General features: G+C 66.7%; 14 protein-coding genes. 10 read left to right on the top strand and 4 right to left on the bottom strand.

Annotated elements, in window-relative coordinates; genetic code table 11:
* Window positions 1-46: 46 nt before the first annotated feature.
* The 5 genes from tgt to fabV all read left to right on the top strand — a co-directional run bounded on the left by tgt (window position 47) and on the right by fabV (window position 6,019).
* Window positions 47-1,177: a tRNA guanosine(34) transglycosylase Tgt gene (tgt, locus tag QE395_RS10700; RefSeq protein ID WP_306989005.1), complete on the top strand. Its 1,131-nt coding sequence runs from the start codon at window positions 47-49 to the stop codon at window positions 1,175-1,177.
* Window positions 1,178-1,330: 153 nt separating this feature from the next.
* Window positions 1,331-1,675 (top strand): preprotein translocase subunit YajC, encoded by a 345-nt coding sequence (gene yajC, locus QE395_RS10695; protein WP_068851197.1) that lies wholly within the window; start codon window positions 1,331-1,333, stop codon window positions 1,673-1,675.
* 61 nt (window positions 1,676-1,736) lie between these two features.
* On the top strand, window positions 1,737-3,593 hold the full coding sequence (gene secD / locus QE395_RS10690) for a protein translocase subunit SecD (protein ID WP_306989002.1): 1,857 nt from the start codon (window positions 1,737-1,739) through the stop codon (window positions 3,591-3,593).
* 16 nt (window positions 3,594-3,609) lie between these two features.
* Window positions 3,610-4,590 carry a protein translocase subunit SecF gene (gene secF, locus QE395_RS10685; RefSeq protein ID WP_068851203.1) on the top strand — a complete coding sequence of 327 codons (981 nt, stop codon included), beginning with the start codon at window positions 3,610-3,612 and terminating at the stop codon, window positions 4,588-4,590.
* 172 nt (window positions 4,591-4,762) lie between these two features.
* The gene (gene fabV, locus QE395_RS10680) at window positions 4,763-6,019 is read left to right on the top strand and encodes an enoyl-ACP reductase FabV (protein ID WP_306988999.1); all 1,257 of its coding nucleotides are present in this window, start codon (window positions 4,763-4,765) and stop codon (window positions 6,017-6,019) included.
* 464 nt (window positions 6,020-6,483) lie between these two features.
* Here the strand turns inward: fabV and QE395_RS10675 are convergent, their stop codons facing one another.
* From QE395_RS10675 to QE395_RS10665, 3 genes are all read right to left on the bottom strand, one after another.
* Window positions 6,484-8,553 (bottom strand): EAL domain-containing protein, encoded by a 2,070-nt coding sequence (locus tag QE395_RS10675; RefSeq protein ID WP_306988997.1) that lies wholly within the window; start codon window positions 8,551-8,553, stop codon window positions 6,484-6,486.
* Window positions 8,554-8,643: 90 nt separating this feature from the next.
* The gene (locus QE395_RS10670; RefSeq protein WP_306988995.1) at window positions 8,644-9,828 is read right to left on the bottom strand and encodes an NAD(P)/FAD-dependent oxidoreductase; all 1,185 of its coding nucleotides are present in this window, start codon (window positions 9,826-9,828) and stop codon (window positions 8,644-8,646) included.
* 10 nt (window positions 9,829-9,838) lie between these two features.
* A complete protein-coding gene (locus QE395_RS10665; RefSeq protein WP_093534369.1) occupies window positions 9,839-10,393 on the bottom strand; it encodes a YaeQ family protein in 555 nt (184 codons plus the stop codon).
* A gap of 42 nt (window positions 10,394-10,435) precedes the next feature.
* Here QE395_RS10665 and QE395_RS10660 point away from each other — a divergent pair, with 42 nt between their 5' ends.
* From QE395_RS10660 to QE395_RS10640, 5 genes are all read left to right on the top strand, one after another.
* Window positions 10,436-11,320, top strand: coding sequence for a pseudouridine synthase (locus QE395_RS10660; RefSeq protein WP_306988993.1), 885 nt, complete (start codon window positions 10,436-10,438; stop codon window positions 11,318-11,320).
* Window positions 11,321-11,641: 321 nt separating this feature from the next.
* Window positions 11,642-11,851 carry a cold-shock protein gene (locus QE395_RS10655; RefSeq protein WP_068851222.1) on the top strand — a complete coding sequence of 70 codons (210 nt, stop codon included), beginning with the start codon at window positions 11,642-11,644 and terminating at the stop codon, window positions 11,849-11,851.
* A gap of 104 nt (window positions 11,852-11,955) precedes the next feature.
* Entirely contained in the window at window positions 11,956-12,648 is a 693-nt protein-coding gene (locus QE395_RS10650; RefSeq protein WP_306988991.1) for a glutathione S-transferase, read from the top strand.
* A gap of 37 nt (window positions 12,649-12,685) precedes the next feature.
* A complete protein-coding gene (locus tag QE395_RS10645; protein WP_306988989.1) occupies window positions 12,686-14,251 on the top strand; it encodes a protein adenylyltransferase SelO in 1,566 nt (521 codons plus the stop codon).
* A gap of 40 nt (window positions 14,252-14,291) precedes the next feature.
* Window positions 14,292-14,828 (top strand): adenine phosphoribosyltransferase, encoded by a 537-nt coding sequence (locus QE395_RS10640; protein ID WP_306988987.1) that lies wholly within the window; start codon window positions 14,292-14,294, stop codon window positions 14,826-14,828.
* On the opposite strand, the gene dbpA is transcribed toward QE395_RS10640, so the two are convergent.
* Complete coding sequence (gene dbpA, locus QE395_RS10635) at window positions 14,829-16,205, bottom strand: ATP-dependent RNA helicase DbpA (RefSeq protein ID WP_068851234.1); 1,377 nt, start codon at window positions 16,203-16,205, stop codon at window positions 14,829-14,831.
* Window positions 16,206-16,217 lie beyond the last annotated feature (12 nt).

The following is a 16,217-nucleotide window of genomic DNA, read 5'->3' as shown; positions in this document are numbered from 1 at the left end:
CGGTTTTCGGCGATAATCGGCAATTATTTGCCCGAATGCCCGCTCCATGTCCCGACTCCAGTTCCAGCTCCAGACCACCGACGGGCGCGCCCGCCGTGGCCGCCTGACCTTCCCGCGCGGGACGGTGGAAACCCCGGCCTTCATGCCGGTGGGTACCTATGGGACGGTCAAGGGCATCCTGCCGGAGCAGATCCGCGCCCTGGGCGCCGAGATCATCCTGGGCAACACCTTCCATCTGTACCTGCGCCCGGGCCTGGACGTGATCGCCGACCACGGCGGGCTGCACGGGTTCGCGCGCTGGAACGGGCCGATCCTGACCGATTCGGGCGGTTTCCAGGTGTTTTCGCTGGCGCACCGCCGCAAGATCACCGAACAGGGCGTCACCTTCGCCTCGCCGACCGACGGTGCCCGGGTGTTCCTGGGCCCGGAAGAGAGCATGAAGATCCAGAAGGTGCTCGATTCGGACATCGTGATGATCTTCGACGAGTGCACGCCGTACCCGGCCACCGAGCCGGTGGCGCGCACCTCGATGGAGCTGAGCCTGCGCTGGGCCCAGCGCAGCCGCAACGCGCACGACGAACTGGGCAATGACGCGGCGCTGTTCGGCATCGTCCAGGGCGGGGTCCACCACGACCTGCGCAGCCGCTCGGCCGAAGGCCTGCAGCAGATCGGCTTCGACGGCTACGCCATCGGTGGCTTGGCCGTGGGCGAGCCCGAGCACGAGCGCAACGCGATGCTCGACCACATGCACCCGATCCTGCCCGCCGACCGCCCGCGTTACCTGATGGGTGTGGGCCGGCCGGAAGACCTGGTCGAAGGCGTCGCCCGCGGCGTGGACATGTTCGATTGCGTGATGCCGACCCGCAACGCACGCAACGGCCACTATTTCACCTCGTTCGGCACCGTGCGCATCCGCAACGCCCGTTATGAGCGCGACATGGACACCATCGAGCCGGGCTGCGGCTGCCACGCCTGCACCAGCGGCTACACCCGCTCGTACCTGCGCCACCTGGACCGCTGCAACGAAATGCTGGCGCCGATGCTGGGCACCCTCCATAACCTGTACTACTACGAGAAGCTGATGGCCGACATGCGCGCGGCCATCGCGGCGGGAACCTTCGAGGCCTTCCGCAAGTCCTTCTATGCGGCCCGGGGCATGGCCACGCCGCCGCTGTAAGCGGCCGGCCCGGCCCCGATCCGGCGCGCGGACCCTGCCAAACGGCCCAAGGACGAACTCCCGGGGCCGTGGCATACTTCGCGGCTGACCCCTGTTTCGCGGCGACACCCGACCCCATAAAGGGTAGGGCGCCTCCCAACCCAAGGACACACCATGAACCTGATCGCCTTCCTGATTCCCGCCGCCCACGCCCAAGCCGCTGGTGGCCAGCCGCAGGGCATGGGCCTGACCACGCTGCTGTTCCCGATCATCCTGATCGCGATCATGTACTTCCTGATGATCCGCCCGCAGATGAAGCGCCAGAAGGAACACAAGGCGATGCTGGAGAAGATCAAGATCGGCGACGAAGTGCTGACCAACGGCGGCATTGCCGGCACCGTCAAGGCCATCGGCGACAACTTCGTCACCATCGAAGTGTCCGACAACGTGAACATCCGCGTGCAGAAGGGCGCCGTGGGCAACGTGCTGCCGACCGGCACCCTGAAGTCGGCCAACTAAGCCACTCCCTTTCCGAAGCACAACCGCGGCGCCGGGACTGGCGCCGCGCAGGAACCTGGCAATGCTTGAATTTCCACGCTGGAAGTACGTCGTCATCCTGATCGTACTGGCGCTCAGCGCGCTGTACGCGCTGCCCAACATCTACCAGAAGGACCCCGCCGTCCAGATCACCGCCAACCGTGGCGGCCAGGTCGATGACGCCCTTCGCACCCGCGTGCTGGCCGACCTGAAGCAGGCCGGGATCAACACCATCGGCGCGGACAAGGAAGGCGAGAGCCTGATCGTGCGCCTGCCGGACCTGCAGGCGCAGGCGGCGGCCAGCGCCAGGCTGCGCGACAGCGTGGGCGAGAACTACACGGTGGCCCTGAACCTGGCCTCGACCGTGCCGGACTGGCTGCAGCGCCTGGGCGGTCGCCCGATGGTGCTGGGCCTGGACCTGCAGGGTGGCGTGCACTTCGTGCTGCAGGTGGACCAGAAGGCGGCCATCGACAAGCGCATGGATGCCTACGCCGAAGACGTGCGCGGCACGCTGCGCGAAGCGCGCGTTCCGTTCCAGTCGGTGGAGCGCCGCCCGGACAATTCGATCGTCGCCACGCTGAGCCCGTCGACCGACGATGCCGCCGCCGAGCGTGCACGGCTGGCGCTGGTAAAGGCACAGCCGACCCTCGGTTATGACGTGTCGGGCAAGCGCCTGACGGTGACCGTGCCGGACGCCGAGCTGAGCCAGATCACCAACGGTGCGATCGAGCAGAACATCAACACGCTGCGCAACCGCGTCAACCAGCTGGGCGTGGCCGAACCGATCATCCAGCGCCAGGGTGCCGACCGCGTGGTCGTGCAGCTGCCGGGCGTGCAGGACACCGCCGAAGCCAAGCGCATGATCGGCGCGACCGCAACGCTGGAGTACCGCGCAGTGGTCGATGGCAACGCGCAGGACGCCATCGACACCGGCCGCATTCCTCCGGAAGCCAAGGTCTACAAGCGTCGCGACAGCGGCGTCCCGATCCTGCTGAACAAGCGCGTGATCGTGACCGGTGACCAGATGGTGGCCGCGCAGGCGGTCAACGACGCCACCACCGGCACCCCGTCGGTGAGCGTGACGCTCAACAGCGTCGGCGGCCAGCGCATGTTCGATTTCACCAGTGCCAATGTCGGCAAGCCGATGGCGGTGGTGTACACCGAGCGCGTGCCGACCGTGACCATGGTTGATGGCAAGGAAGTGCGCAGCTTCCGCGTCAACGAGGAAGTGATCTCGGTGGCCAACATCAACGGCGTGTTCGGCAAGAACTTCCAGACCACCGGCCTGGAGAAGAAGGAATCGGAAGACCTGGCCAAGCTGCTGAAGTCCGGCTCGCTGGCCGCGCCGATGGACTTCGTGGAAGAGCGCGTGGTCGGCCCGAGCCTGGGTGCGGAGAACGTGGAGCGCGGCATCACCGCGGTGGTTTACGCCTTCATGTTCACCCTGGTCTTCTTCACCATCTACTACCGCATGTTTGGCCTGATCACCTCGGTGGCGATGCTGTTCAACCTGCTGATCGTGGTGGCGGTGATGTCGTTGTTCGGTGCCACCATGACCCTGCCGGGCTTCGCCGGCCTGGCGTTGTCGGTGGGCCTGTCGGTCGACGCCAACGTGCTGATCAACGAGCGCATCCGCGAGGAACTGCGTGCGGGCATGCCGGGCAAGACCGCGATCGTGACCGGTTATGAACGCGCCAGCGGCACCATCCTCGACGCCAACCTGACCGGCCTGATCGTCGGTGTGGCGCTGTTCGCCTTCGGCACCGGTCCGCTGAAGGGCTTCGCCCTGACGATGATCATCGGTATCTTCGCCTCGATGTTCACCGCGATCACCGTATCGCGCGCACTTGCGACGCTGATCTACGGCCGTCGCAAGAAGCTCCAGAACGTGGCCATCTGACGGGACGACACGCACAATGAAACTGTTTCCGCTGCACATCCTCCCGAACGACACCAAGATCGACTTCATGCGTTGGCGCCATGTCGCCATGGCAGTCACGATCGCGTTGTTCCTGGCCTCGGTTGCCATCATCGGCATCAAGGGCTTCACCTTCGCGCTCGACTTCACCGGCGGCACCCTGATCGAAGCGCGCTTCGATCGCCAGATGGACGTCGAGGAGGTCCGCTCGCGCCTGGAAGCCAATGGCTTCGAGGGCACCCAGGTGCAGAGCTTCGGTGGCAACACCGACGTGCTGATCCGCCTGGCCCCGCACGGCGAACATGCACCGGGTACCGGTGCGGCCAGCGCCGAAGACAAGGCCACCGGTGACGCGGTCCTCAAGGCGATCACCACCAGCGAGAACCCGGCCACGATCCTGCGCAACGAGTTCGTGGGCCCGCAGATCGGCAAGGACCTGGCGTTGAACGGCCTGTACGCGACGATCTTCATGCTGGCCGGCTTCCTGATCTACATCGGCTTCCGCTTCGAATGGAAATTCGCGGTCACCGCGAGCATCGTGGCGCTGTTCGACCTGCTGGTGACGCTGGCCTACATGTCGCTGATGGGCCGCGAGTTCGACCTGAACCTGCTGGCCGGCCTGCTGTCGGTGATGGGCTTTGCGATCAACGACATCATCGTGGTGTTCGACCGCGTCCGCGAAAACTTCCGCAGCCTGCGTGCCGACCCGCTGGAAGTGCTGAACCGCTCGATCAACCAGACGCTGTCGCGTACGGTGATCACCGCGGTGATGTTCTTCCTGTCGGCACTCGCCCTGTACATGTACGGCGGCGCCTCGCTGGAAGGCCTGGCCGAAACCCACATGGTGGGTGCGGTGATCGTGGTGCTGTCCTCGATCCTGGTGGCCGTGCCGATGCTGACCATCGGCTTCCTGCGCGTGAGCAAGCAGGACCTGCTGCCCAAGGCCAAGGACGTCGAAGCCCTGGAACGCCGGCCATAATGGTTGCCGGCCCAGGCCGGCAACTCCGGTAGCACCTGAAGAAACCGCGCGCTGCGCGGTTTTTTCATGTCTACCGTACCGGGGCGTCGGTTGTGCTGTCTGGCCGTGCGCACTACGATTCCCGGGTTGCGTGCGGCCGTTCCCGAGGCCCACCATTCCCATCGAGGTCATCATGGTCATCAAACCGCGTGTGCGCGGCTTCATCTGCGTCACCACCCATCCGGTCGGCTGCGACGCAGCCGTCAAGCAGCAGATCGATTACATCCAGGCCCAGCCGAAGGTGCCGAACGGTCCCAAGCGGGTGCTGGTGCTGGGTGCGTCCACCGGTTATGGCCTGGCCGCGCGCATCACCGCCGCGTTCGGCAGCGGTGCGGCTACGCTGGGCGTGTTCTTCGAACGCCCGGGCACCGAAACCAAGCCGGGTACGGCAGGCTGGTACAACTCGGCCGCGTTCCAGAAGTACGCCGGGCAGGCGGGCCTGTACGCGCGCAGCGTCAACGGCGATGCGTTCTCGGACGAGGTCAAGGCCAAGGTCATCGAGCTGATCAAGCAGGACCTGGGCCAGGTCGACCAGGTGGTGTACAGCCTGGCGGCGCCGCGCCGCAAGCACCCGAAGACCGGCGAAGTGATCAGTTCCACGCTCAAGCCGATCGGCGCGCCGATCACGCTGCGCGGACTGGATACGGACAAGGAAGTGATCACCGAAACCACGATCGAGCCGGCCACGCCGGAAGAGATCGCCGGCACGGTGGCGGTGATGGGCGGCGAAGACTGGCAGATGTGGATCGACGCGCTGCTGGAAGCCGGCGTGCTGGCCGACGGCGCCACCACCACGGCCTTCACCTACGTGGGCGAAGAGATCACCCAGGCGATCTACTGGAACGGTTCGATCGGAGCGGCCAAGAAGGACCTGGACCAGAAGGTGCAGGGCATCCGCGCCAAGCTGGCGCCGATCAACGGCGACGCGCGCGTGTCTGTGCTCAAGGCGGTGGTGACCCAGGCCAGCTCGGCGATCCCGACCATGCCGCTGTACCTGTCGCTGCTGTTCAAGGTGATGAAGGAGCGCGGCACGCACGAGGGCTGCATCGAGCAGCTCGACACGCTCTACGACATCATCTACGGCGGCAAGGAAAGCGGCGCGGCGGTCGAGCGCCTGCGCCACCAGCTGCTGGCCGATGGCCGCACCGTGGAGCTGGTCGACGAAGCCGGACGCCTGCGTGCGGACTACAAGGAAATGGCGCCGGACGTGCAGGCCGAAGTGGTGGCGCTGTGGCCACAGGTCACCAACGAGAACCTGTACGAGATCAGCGACCTGGCCGGCTACAAGGCCGACTTCCTGCGCCTGTTCGGGTTCGGCGTGGACGGCGTGGATTACGAGGCGGACGTCGCTACCGATGTGGTCATTCCGAACCTGGTTGATCTGACCTGAGTCTGGTCTGCTGAAAAGCTGAAAAGCAAAATGCCGCCCGGTCTGGGCGGCATTTTCGTTTGTGGCTTCCGCGTAGAGCAGCGTCTCGATCCCCGCGGGTGGGTCGGCTGGCGGGCAGCCCTCTACGGGACACGCCGTAAACCCATCCATGGGGGCTTGGCAAAAACATCCATGTTTTTGACAGTCCCTACGAGGGCTGCCCGCCAACCGACCCCGACAGATGGCCACGTGCGGTTGGAACATCAAGATCAAGATCAGCAGCAGCGACGCAGGGCGTTGCTCTACATCATTGGCCACCAGCCAACCGTCAATGGGTCGGCGGGGGTGGGTTTGCGGGACTGTAGAAAACATGGATGTTTTCTACAAGCCCCCATGGATGGGTTCACGGCGTGTCCCGCAAACCCACCCCCGCCGGCCCAACACAGTGAAACCGCAGGCCGCCGGTTTTGATTTACCGCACTACCTCACCCGAAATCAAAATTCATCACTGGCGCAGCCGGCCCAACGAACTCACCCTGCACGTAATCAACGCCTGCGCTGAACAGCAGGCTCATCGAGCCGTTGTCGGCGACGAACTCGGCGATCGTGCGGATGTTGGCTTCCTGCGCGCGCGTGGTGATTTCGGCGATCTTCTCGCTGTTCTCGCGGGTGCGGGCGAAGTCGCTGGTGAAGTCGCGGTCCAGCTTGAGGAACTGCGGCTGGAAGTGTGCCAGCAGCTGGAACGAATCCAGGCCCGAGCCGAACTGCTCCAAGCCGATCCGGCAGCCCAGCGGCGCCACGTCGGCCAGGAACTGCTGCGCGTTGCGCAGGTGGGTGAACACCTTCGCTTCCGGTGCATGCAGCCACAGCCGCTCGCCCGGTACGCCGTGCGCCTGCAGCTCGCGGCGGATGGTGGCCACCATCTGCGGGTCGTTGAACGACTCCGGCGTGATCTTCACCATCATGTGCGTGGCATGGCCCGCGCGCTCGCGCTCGCCCAGCACGCTGATCGCATGCGCCACCACCCAACGGTTGATGTCTGCCAGTAGCCCATGTTCCTCGGCAATGCCCAGGAAAGCGGTTGGGCTGAGCAGCTCGCCATTGTTGTCCAGGCGCAGGTACGCCTCGTACAGCTCCAGCGGTTCGCCGCCCAGGTTGAGCACCGGCTGGTAATGCAGCTGGAAGCCGTCGCCGGCCAGCGCCTCGTTGATCCGGGCCACCCAGCGCTGGATGCGTTCTTCTTCCACGCGGTCCACTGCCGCCGGATCGAAGATCCGGCTGGTGTTGCCCAGCTCCGATGCGGCCTGCTGGCATTCGGTGGCGCGCGCCAGCACCTGGCCGATGCTCGCGATCTTCTCGCCGACCTGCACACCGCCAATGCTGACCGTGACCGTGGCCGAACGCTCGCCGATGCTGAACACCTGCGCCGCGAACGCCTCGCGGATCCGGTCCGCCAGTGCTTCGGTCTGGGCGAACGCCCCTTCGGTCAGCACCGCCAGGCTGTGCTCGCCGAAGCGGGCCAGCTGCGCGGTGTCGCCGACGGTGTCGGCCAGCACCCGCGCCAGCGCTGCGATCAGGGCATCGGCCGAATCCAGCCCGATATCCGGCAGCAGGCGCGCGTAGTGGTCCGGTTCGATCAGCAGCAGCCCGAACCGGCCCTCGCTGCGGCCGGCCTGGGCCACCGCGTTTTCCACGTGCAGCATGAAGGTCTGGCGGTTGAGCAGGCCGGTGACCTGGTCGCGCTGGCGCAGGTCCTCGACCTCGCGGGCCAGCTCCGGGTCGAATTCCATGCGGCGGCGGAACACCACCTGCAGGCAGCTTTCGCCTTCATAGGTGGCCGGGGTGAATTCCATCGTGGCCGCGAACACCGCCCCGTCCTGGTTGCGCGCGTCCACCTGGTACTGCGGCGGCGGCGCTTCGCCCTTGCTCAGCGACTTGAGCAGCTGCTTGAAGCCGTCCACGTGCTGCGGGGCGACCATGTCCAGCAGCGAGATGCCTTCCACGTCGTCGAACGATTCGAACCCGAACATCTCCAGGTACGCCTCGTTGGCGCGGATGTGCATGCCTTCATGGACGTAGGCGATCGGGTCGCGCGAGGAAGAGATCAGCGCGTCGCAGCGGCGCTCGGTCTCGCGCATCTGCGCCTCGATGCGGCGCAGGCCACGGCGCGCGTGCAGGTCGGTCCACTCGTTGCGCACCACCGCCAGCAGGTGCTCGGGGCGGCTGCGCAGGGCTACCGCGCGGATGCCGTTGGCACTGGCTTCCACCCATTCGGTTTCGTTGATGGTCTCGGCCAGCAGGATCATCGGAATGTCCTTGCCGCTGGCCGCGATCTGCTGGGTCACCTGCAGCAGCGGGATGCTCTGCGCGGGCGCAGCCAGCACCAGGTCGATCGGCTGGCCGCCGATGATCTGGCCCAGCTCCTCGGCGTTCTGCGGGCGCGCCGGGCGCACGGCAATGCCGCTGTTGCGCAGCATGCTGACGATGGTTTCGGCGTTCTCCCCGCTGTCATCCACGATCAGCAGGCGGACGGTGATGTCATTCGCGTTCTGCATTCACTACTCCCCGGACTGCAAACTTGATACACGATGCATGTGACTTCGTCCATGCCGGCGGCGGGCGCCGATCACGGAATGAAAGGGCCGCTACACAACCTGGCCGGCGGCATGGCCGCTGGCCCAGGCCCACTGGAAGTTGTATCCCCCCAGCCAGCCGGTGACATCCAGTACTTCGCCGACGAAATGGAGACCCGGTACCAGCTGCGACTCGAACGTGCTGGACGACACCTTGCGGGTGTCCACGCCCCCCAGCGTGACCTCCGCGGTACGGTACCCTTCGGTGCCGCTGGCCACCAGTGGGAAATCCTGCAGCAGGGCGGCGGCCTGGCGCAGTTCGCGCTCGTCGATCTGGCGCACCGGGCGGTCCGGCAGCCAGTGTTCGCACAGGCGCAGCGCCAACCGGCGTGGCAGCACCTCGGACAATACCGTGCGCAGCTCGGCCGCGCCCCGGTCGCGTTTCATGGTGCGCAGCCAGTCTTCGGCATCCTGTCCCGGAAGCAGGTCCAGGCGCAGGTCGTCGCCCGGTTGCCAGAACGAGGAGATCTGCAGGATCGCCGGGCCGCTGATGCCGCGATGGGTGATCAGCATCGAGTTGCGGAACTCCACGTCGTTGCAGCGCGCCGCGATCGGCAGCGCGACCCCGCTCAGGTCATGGAAGCGCTCCTGGTGCTTGCCGCTCAGGGTCAGCGGCACCAGCCCGGCGCGGGTCGGCAGCACCTCGTGGCCGAATTGGCGGGCCAGCTCGTAGCCGAAGCCGGTGGCGCCCAGGCTGGGGATGGACAGGCCGCCGGTGGCGATCACCAGCGAGGCGGCATGGAAGCGGCCCTGCGCGGTCTGCACGTGGAAGCCGTCCGCACCGCGCTCGACCTTCTCCACCGCGCAGTCGGTCCGGATCTGCGCGCCGGCGGCCGTGCATTCGTCCACCAACATGCGCACGATCTGCTTGGACGAGATGTCGCAGAACAGCTGGCCCAGCTCCTTCTCGTGGTAGGCGATGCCGTGCCGCTCGACCATGTCGATGAAGTCCCATGGCGTGTAGCGCGCCAGCGCGGACTTGCAGAAGTGCGGGTTGGCCGAGAGGAAGTTGGCCGGGGTGGTGCCGGTGTTGGTGAAGTTGCAGCGGCCACCGCCGGACATCAGGATCTTCTTGCCGACCTTGTTGGCATGGTCGATCACCTGCACCATGCGCCCGCGCCGGCCGGCGGTGAGCGCGCACATCAGCCCGGCAGCGCCGGCACCGATCACCAGGACATCGCAGCGGATCGTACTCATCGGCGCTGGATCAGGCCTGCGGCTTCTGCTTGCGCCAGGTCGGGGTGAAGGTCAGTTCCTTCTTGTCCGAGATCAGCCGCACTTCGCCGTCCTGGATCATCACGTCCCAGCGCATGGTGCGCTCGATCTGCTCGCCAAGCTCGGTGACGAGGTCGCCCGGCAGGTCCATGACCTCCAGCGACGACAGCTTGTTCAATGCCGCGCTGTTGCGCTTCCACCAGGTGTCGGTGAGGTTGCTGCTCCCGTACATCACCAGCTGCACCGCGCGGGCACGCCCACTGGCCTTGCGCAGGCGGGATTCGTCCGGTTGGCCCAGGTCGATCCACAGCTCGATGTCGCCGGTGTAGTCCCGGCGCCACAGGTCCGGCTCGTCGTCCACGCTCAGTCCGCGACCGAATTCCAGCCGTTCGTCGGCGTTCAGGGCAAAGGTCAGCATGCGCACCATCAGGCGCTCATCGGTTTCCGACGGGTGCTGAGCCAGGGTCAGGTTATGGGTGGCGTAGTAGCCGCGATCCATGTCGCTGATCTGCAGTTCGGCCTTGCGGATGGTGGCGGTGAGGGCCATGGGGGTACCGTAAACAAAGAGCACCATGATAATGCGTGGGGTATGCACCCGTCCGATCCGATTACCGGCCACGTTGCCGCCAGCCGCCTGCAGTTGCCCCCGGGCGACTGGCGCTGCCTGTTGGATGGGCTGTGCGCGCGGTTCCCGCGCATCGACCGTGGCCAATGGCAGGACCGGTTCGCCCGCGGCCGGGTGCGCGATGCGCAGGGCAGGGCGCTGGCGGCCGACCACCCCTGGCAGGTGGGGCTGGAGATCCACTACTTCCGTGAGGTGGCGGACGAGCCGGTGATTCCGCACCAGGAGGCCATCGTGCATGTCGACGCGCACCTGCTGGTGGCCGACAAGCCGCATTTCCTGCCGGTGACCCCGGCCGGCGGGTACGTGCAGCAGACCCTGCTGGCGCGGCTGGTGGCCCGGACCGGCAATCCCGACCTGGTGCCGTTGCATAGGCTGGACCGGCTGACGGCGGGTCTGGTGCTGTTCTCTACTCGCCCTGAGACGCGCGATGCGTACCAGCGGTTGTTCCGTGAGCGGCGCATCGTGAAGACCTATGAGGCCCTCGCGCCGGGACTGCCCGGGCTGGCGTTTCCGCTGGAGCGGCACAGCCGGCTGGTGCCGGGCGAGCCGTTCTTCCGCATGACCGAGGCCCCGGGCGAGCCGAATGCGCGGACGCGGGTCGAGGTGATCGATGCGGCGGGCCCGTTCTGGCGCTATCGCCTGCATCCGGAGACCGGCCGCAAGCACCAGCTGCGGGTGCATATGGCTGCGCTCGGGGCGCCGATCTGCGGGGATGACCTGTATCCGGAACTGAACCCGGCCGGGCAGGGCGCTGCCGCACCTGCGCTTCAACTGCTGGCGAAGGCCCTCGCGTTCGAGGACCCGCTGAACGGCGAGTCCAGACAGTTCAGCAGCGGGCTGAACCTTTAGGGCCGCTGGGCCTGCCGTTTGGCTGAAATTAAGGCGGTAAATACATGAATAGGGTGTCGGAATTCGTGTAGGATTCCCCAATCCCTTGTCCTGTCAGGCGGGAGGGGGGAGGTGGCTGAATAACCCAGCTATCGCTTTTTCGGTAAAAGACGCGTATCGTCCCCCACACTGTGTTTGCTAGGGTCACCGTGAATCGTGGCCTGATGCGGTTGATCTCACGATCCGCTCATCGATCCGCTTTACCAACGCCTGCAACTCAGTCTCGGCTCCGGAAATCCGGTGGTCGCGATTATTTCAACTTATGTTTCAGGAGTTAGTTACATGTCTGATCGTCAGAGCGGTACCGTCAAGTGGTTCAACGATGCCAAGGGCTTCGGCTTCATCACCCCGGAAAGCGGCCCGGACCTGTTCGTGCACTTCCGTGCCATCCAGGGCACCGGCTTCAAGTCGCTGCAGGAAGGCCAGAAGGTGACCTTCGTCGCCGTGCAGGGCCAGAAGGGCATGCAGGCTGACCAGGTGCAGGCCGCCTAATAGGCTCCTGCCACCGCAAGGTGCCAATGAACGCCGGAAGCGAAAGCTTCCGGCGTTTTTTATTGCGGGTAGCATGGGCGTTTGCCCCCCCTGCGGACCTGCCGATGATCAAGGTGCACCATCTGGACCACTCGCGCTCACAGCGCGTGCTGTGGATGCTTGAAGAGCTGAACCTGCCGTACCAGCTGGTTACCTACCAGCGTGACCCGAAAACCTGGCTGGCGCCGCAGGCGCTGCGCGACATCCATCCGCTGGGCAAATCGCCCGTGCTGCAGGACGATGCCCTGGTCCTGGCCGAATCCGGCGCGATCCTGGAATACCTCGCTGACCGCTACGACAGTGGCCGCCAGCTGTCGCCGGAGCCTATGCCGGCGCAGGCCGCCGAGCGCGTGCGCTACCGCTACTGGATGCATTACGCCGAAGGCTCGGCGATGCCGCCATTGCTGATGAGCCTGGTGTTCGCGCGGGTACGCAAGGCACCGATGCCGTTCTTCGCCAAACCCATCGCACGCGGAATCGCCGACAAGGTGATGAAGGGCTTCGTTGGCCCGCAGTTGAAGCTGCACCTGGACTGGATGGAGCGCGAACTGGCCAGCTCGCCCTGGTTCGCGGGTGAGCGTTTCACCGCCGCCGACATCCAGATGAGCTTCCCGATCCAGGCCGCGGCCTCGCGCGCCGGCAGCATGGAGCGCTACCCCAAGCTGCAGGCATTCCTGGCCCGGATCGCACAGCGCCCCGCGTTCCAGCGTGCCGTGGAGCGCGGTGGCCCACTCGACCTGGGCGCGGGCGCGACCTGAGCTTGCGGGGGCGTGCCGGTGCCCCCACCTTGTCGTGATGAGCACTGAACCGCTGCGCTTCGACAACCGATTCATCCGGGATCTGCCCGGCGACGACGAAACCGGCCCCCGCGTGCGCGAGGTACGCGGCGCGGCGTGGTCGGCGGTGATGCCCACGCCGGTAGCCGCGCCCACGCTGCTGGCGTACTCGCCTGAACTCGCGGAGCAGTTGGGCCTGGGCCAGGATCTGCTGGACAGCCCGGATTTTGCCCGCGTGTTCGGCGGCAACGCCCTGTATGACGGCATGCAGCCCTGGGCCGCCAACTATGGCGGGCACCAGTTCGGGCACTGGGCCGGCCAGCTTGGCGACGGCCGTGCCATTTCACTGGGCGAGCTGCTGGCGCCGGAGGGTGCGCGCTGGGAGCTGCAGCTGAAGGGGGCAGGGCGCACACCGTATTCGCGCGGCGCCGACGGCCGTGCCGTGCTGCGCTCGTCGATCCGCGAATTCCTCTGCAGCGAAGCGATGCATCACCTGGGCGTGCCGACCACGCGCGCGCTCAGCCTGGTGGCCACGGGTGACAGCGTGGTGCGCGACATGTTCTACGACGGCCATCCCGAAGCGGAACCGGGTGCGGTGGTGTGCCGGGTGGCGCCCTCGTTCCTGCGCTTTGGCAGCTTCGAGCTGCCCGCGTCGCGCGGTGACGTGGCGTTGCTGCGGCAGCTTGTCGACCTGTGCATCGCGCGCGATTTTCCCGAACTGGACGATGCCGGCGAACAACGGTACGCCGCCTGGTTCGCGCAGATCTGCGAGCGCACGGCGGTGCTGGTGGCGCACTGGATGCGGGTCGGCTTCGTGCACGGGGTGATGAACACCGACAACCTGTCCATCCTCGGCCTCACCATCGATTACGGCCCATATGGCTGGGTGGACGACTACGATCCGGACTGGACCCCCAACACCACCGATGCGCAGGGTCGCCGTTACCGCTTCGGCACCCAGCCGCAGGTGGCGTACTGGAACCTGACCCGGCTGGCGCAGGCGCTGTCGCCGCTGTTCGAGGACGTGGCCCCGCTGCACGACGGCCTGGCGCGTTTCCAGGCCGTGCATGCGCGCTGCGAGCGTGACGACATTGCCGCCAAGCTGGGCCTTGCCGAGTGCCAGGATGCGGACCTGGCATTGATGGCCGATTGGCTGACCCTCCTGCACGATGGCGAGATGGACATGACGCTCGCGTTCCGTGGCCTGATCGACCTCGATCCGCAGGCGCCCCGGCTCGCCGTACTGGAAGAGGCGTTCTACAGCGAGGCACGACGTGACCCCGTGCTGCCTGCGCTCCAGCAGTGGTTGCAGCGGTATGCGGCCAGGCTGCAGGCAGACGCCCTCGACCCCGTGCAGCGCCGGGAGCGCATGGCCGCGGCCAATCCGCTGTACGTGCTGCGCAACTGGCTGGCGCAGGAAGCCATCGAGCTGGCGGGGCAGGGCGACCTCAGTGGCGTGCACACGCTGCAGGAGGTGCTGCGTCGTCCGTATGAGGTCCAGCCCGGGCGTGAACACTATGCGGCCAAGCGGCCGGAGTGGGCGCGCAACAAGGCCGGCTGCTCGATGCTGTCCTGCAGTTCATGAGGCCGGGTTACCCTATGCCACCCATTCGTTGTCTCCCGCCATGACCGATCTTCCCGCCACGCCCGCATGGGCCAGCCGCCTGCGCGACGTCGCTGATTTCCCCAAGCCGGGCATCCTGTTCAAGGACATCATGCCGCTGCTGGCCGATGGCGATGATTTCGCCGCTGCCATCGACGCGATGGTCGCGCCGTGGCGCGAGGCACGGCTGGATGCGGTGATGGGCATCGAGTCGCGCGGCTTCATCCTCGGCGCGGCGATGGCCCGCGTACTGGGCGTGGGCTTCGTGCCCGTGCGCAAGCCGGGCAAGCTGCCCGGTCGCACGCTGAAGCAGGACTACACGCTGGAATACCGCACCGACAGCATCGAAGTGCATGCCGATGCATTGCCGCCGGGCGCGCGCGTGCTGGTCGTGGACGACGTGCTCGCCACCGGCGGCACGCTGCTGGCCGCGCTGTCGCTGGCCAGGCAGCTGCAGGTGGAGGTGCTCGGCGCCGCCGTGCTGGTCGAACTGGCTGGCCTCGGCGGCCGCGAACGCTGGACCAGCGATGTGCCGCTGGTCGCGAACCTGGTGTACTGATTACATCTTCCGCACGCGGAAACGCCGGCCCTTGATCTTGCCCGCTTCCAGGCGGGCGATGGCCTTGCCCACGTGTTCGCGGGCGATCGCCACGTAGGAACGGGTGGCGTAGATGTCGATCTTGCCGATCACCTTGGCCGACAGCCCGGCATCGCCGGTCAATGCACCCAGGATGTCGCCGGGACGCAGCTTGTCGGTCTTGCCGCCGTCGATGCGCAGCGTTTCCATCGCCGCTTGCGGCAGGACCGCCGGGCGCGCGGTGGCCAGCGGGGTCTTCTGCCAGTCCAACGGCTTGCCCTGCGCCGCTTCCAGCGCGTCGGCGCGGTTGCGCTCGCGGTGGGTCACCAGGCTGATCGCCAGCCCGGTGGCGCCGGCGCGGCCGGTGCGGCCCACGCGGTGTTCGTAGGTTTCAATGTCGGTGGGCAGCTCGTAATTGATCACCGCCGCCAGGTCCTGCACGTCCAGCCCGCGCGCGGCCACGTCGCTGGCCACCAGCACGTTGCAGCTGCGGTTGGCGAAGCGCACCAGCACTTCGTCACGGTCGCGCTGTTCCATTTCGCCATGCAGCGGCAACGCGGAGAAGCCGAACTGCTGCAGCGATACGGCCACGTCATCCACGTCGCGGCGGGTGTTGCAGAACACCACGGTCGATTCCGGCGTGTACTTCAGCAGCAGGCCGGCCAGCGCCTTCTGCTTGCTGGCCAGGTCCACTTCGCAGAACAGGTGGCGGATCGCCGGGGCGTGGTCGGCGCCTTCCACGGTCACTTCCACCGGATCGCGCAGCAGCACGCGCGCGATCTCGCGGATCTCGTCGGGGTAGGTGGCCGAGAACAGCAGCGTCTGGCGGTCCTTGCTGGTGCGCCCTGCGATTTCGCGGATCGGTTCTTCAAAGCCCATGTCGAGCATGCGGTCGGCTTCGTCCAGCACCAGCGTGGTCACCCCGCCCAGCTTCAGGGCGCGCTTGCGGCCCAGTTCCTGGATGCGGCCGGGTGTGCCGACCACCACGTGCGGGTCGTGTGCTTCCAGCGACGCCAGCTGGGGCGCCAGCGGCATGCCACCGGTCAGCACCACCAGCTTGAGGTTGGGAATGCCGGTGGCCAGCTTGCGGATCTGCTTGCCGACCTGGTCGGCCAGTTCGCGGGTGGGGCACAGCACCAGCGCCTGCGCGCGGATCACCGCCGGGTCCAGCGCCTGCAGCAGCCCCAGTCCGAAGGCGGCGGTCTTGCCGCTGCCGGTGGGCGCCTGGGCGATCAGGTCGCGACGGGCGAGGATGGCGGGCAGCGCCTGCGCCTGCACGGGAGTCATCTGGGTATAGCCCAGCGCGTCGATGCCCGCCGCCAGCGAGGCCGACAGGGGCAGTTCGGAGAATTCGTTCATGCCACATTCTAC

It is taken from the genome of Stenotrophomonas sp. SORGH_AS_0282 (genome assembly GCF_030818125.1).
GTDB lineage: Bacteria > Pseudomonadota > Gammaproteobacteria > Xanthomonadales > Xanthomonadaceae > Stenotrophomonas > Stenotrophomonas rhizophila_A.
Note: the sequence above shows the minus strand (reverse complement) of the source record. Positions and strands in the feature narration are given on the sequence as shown.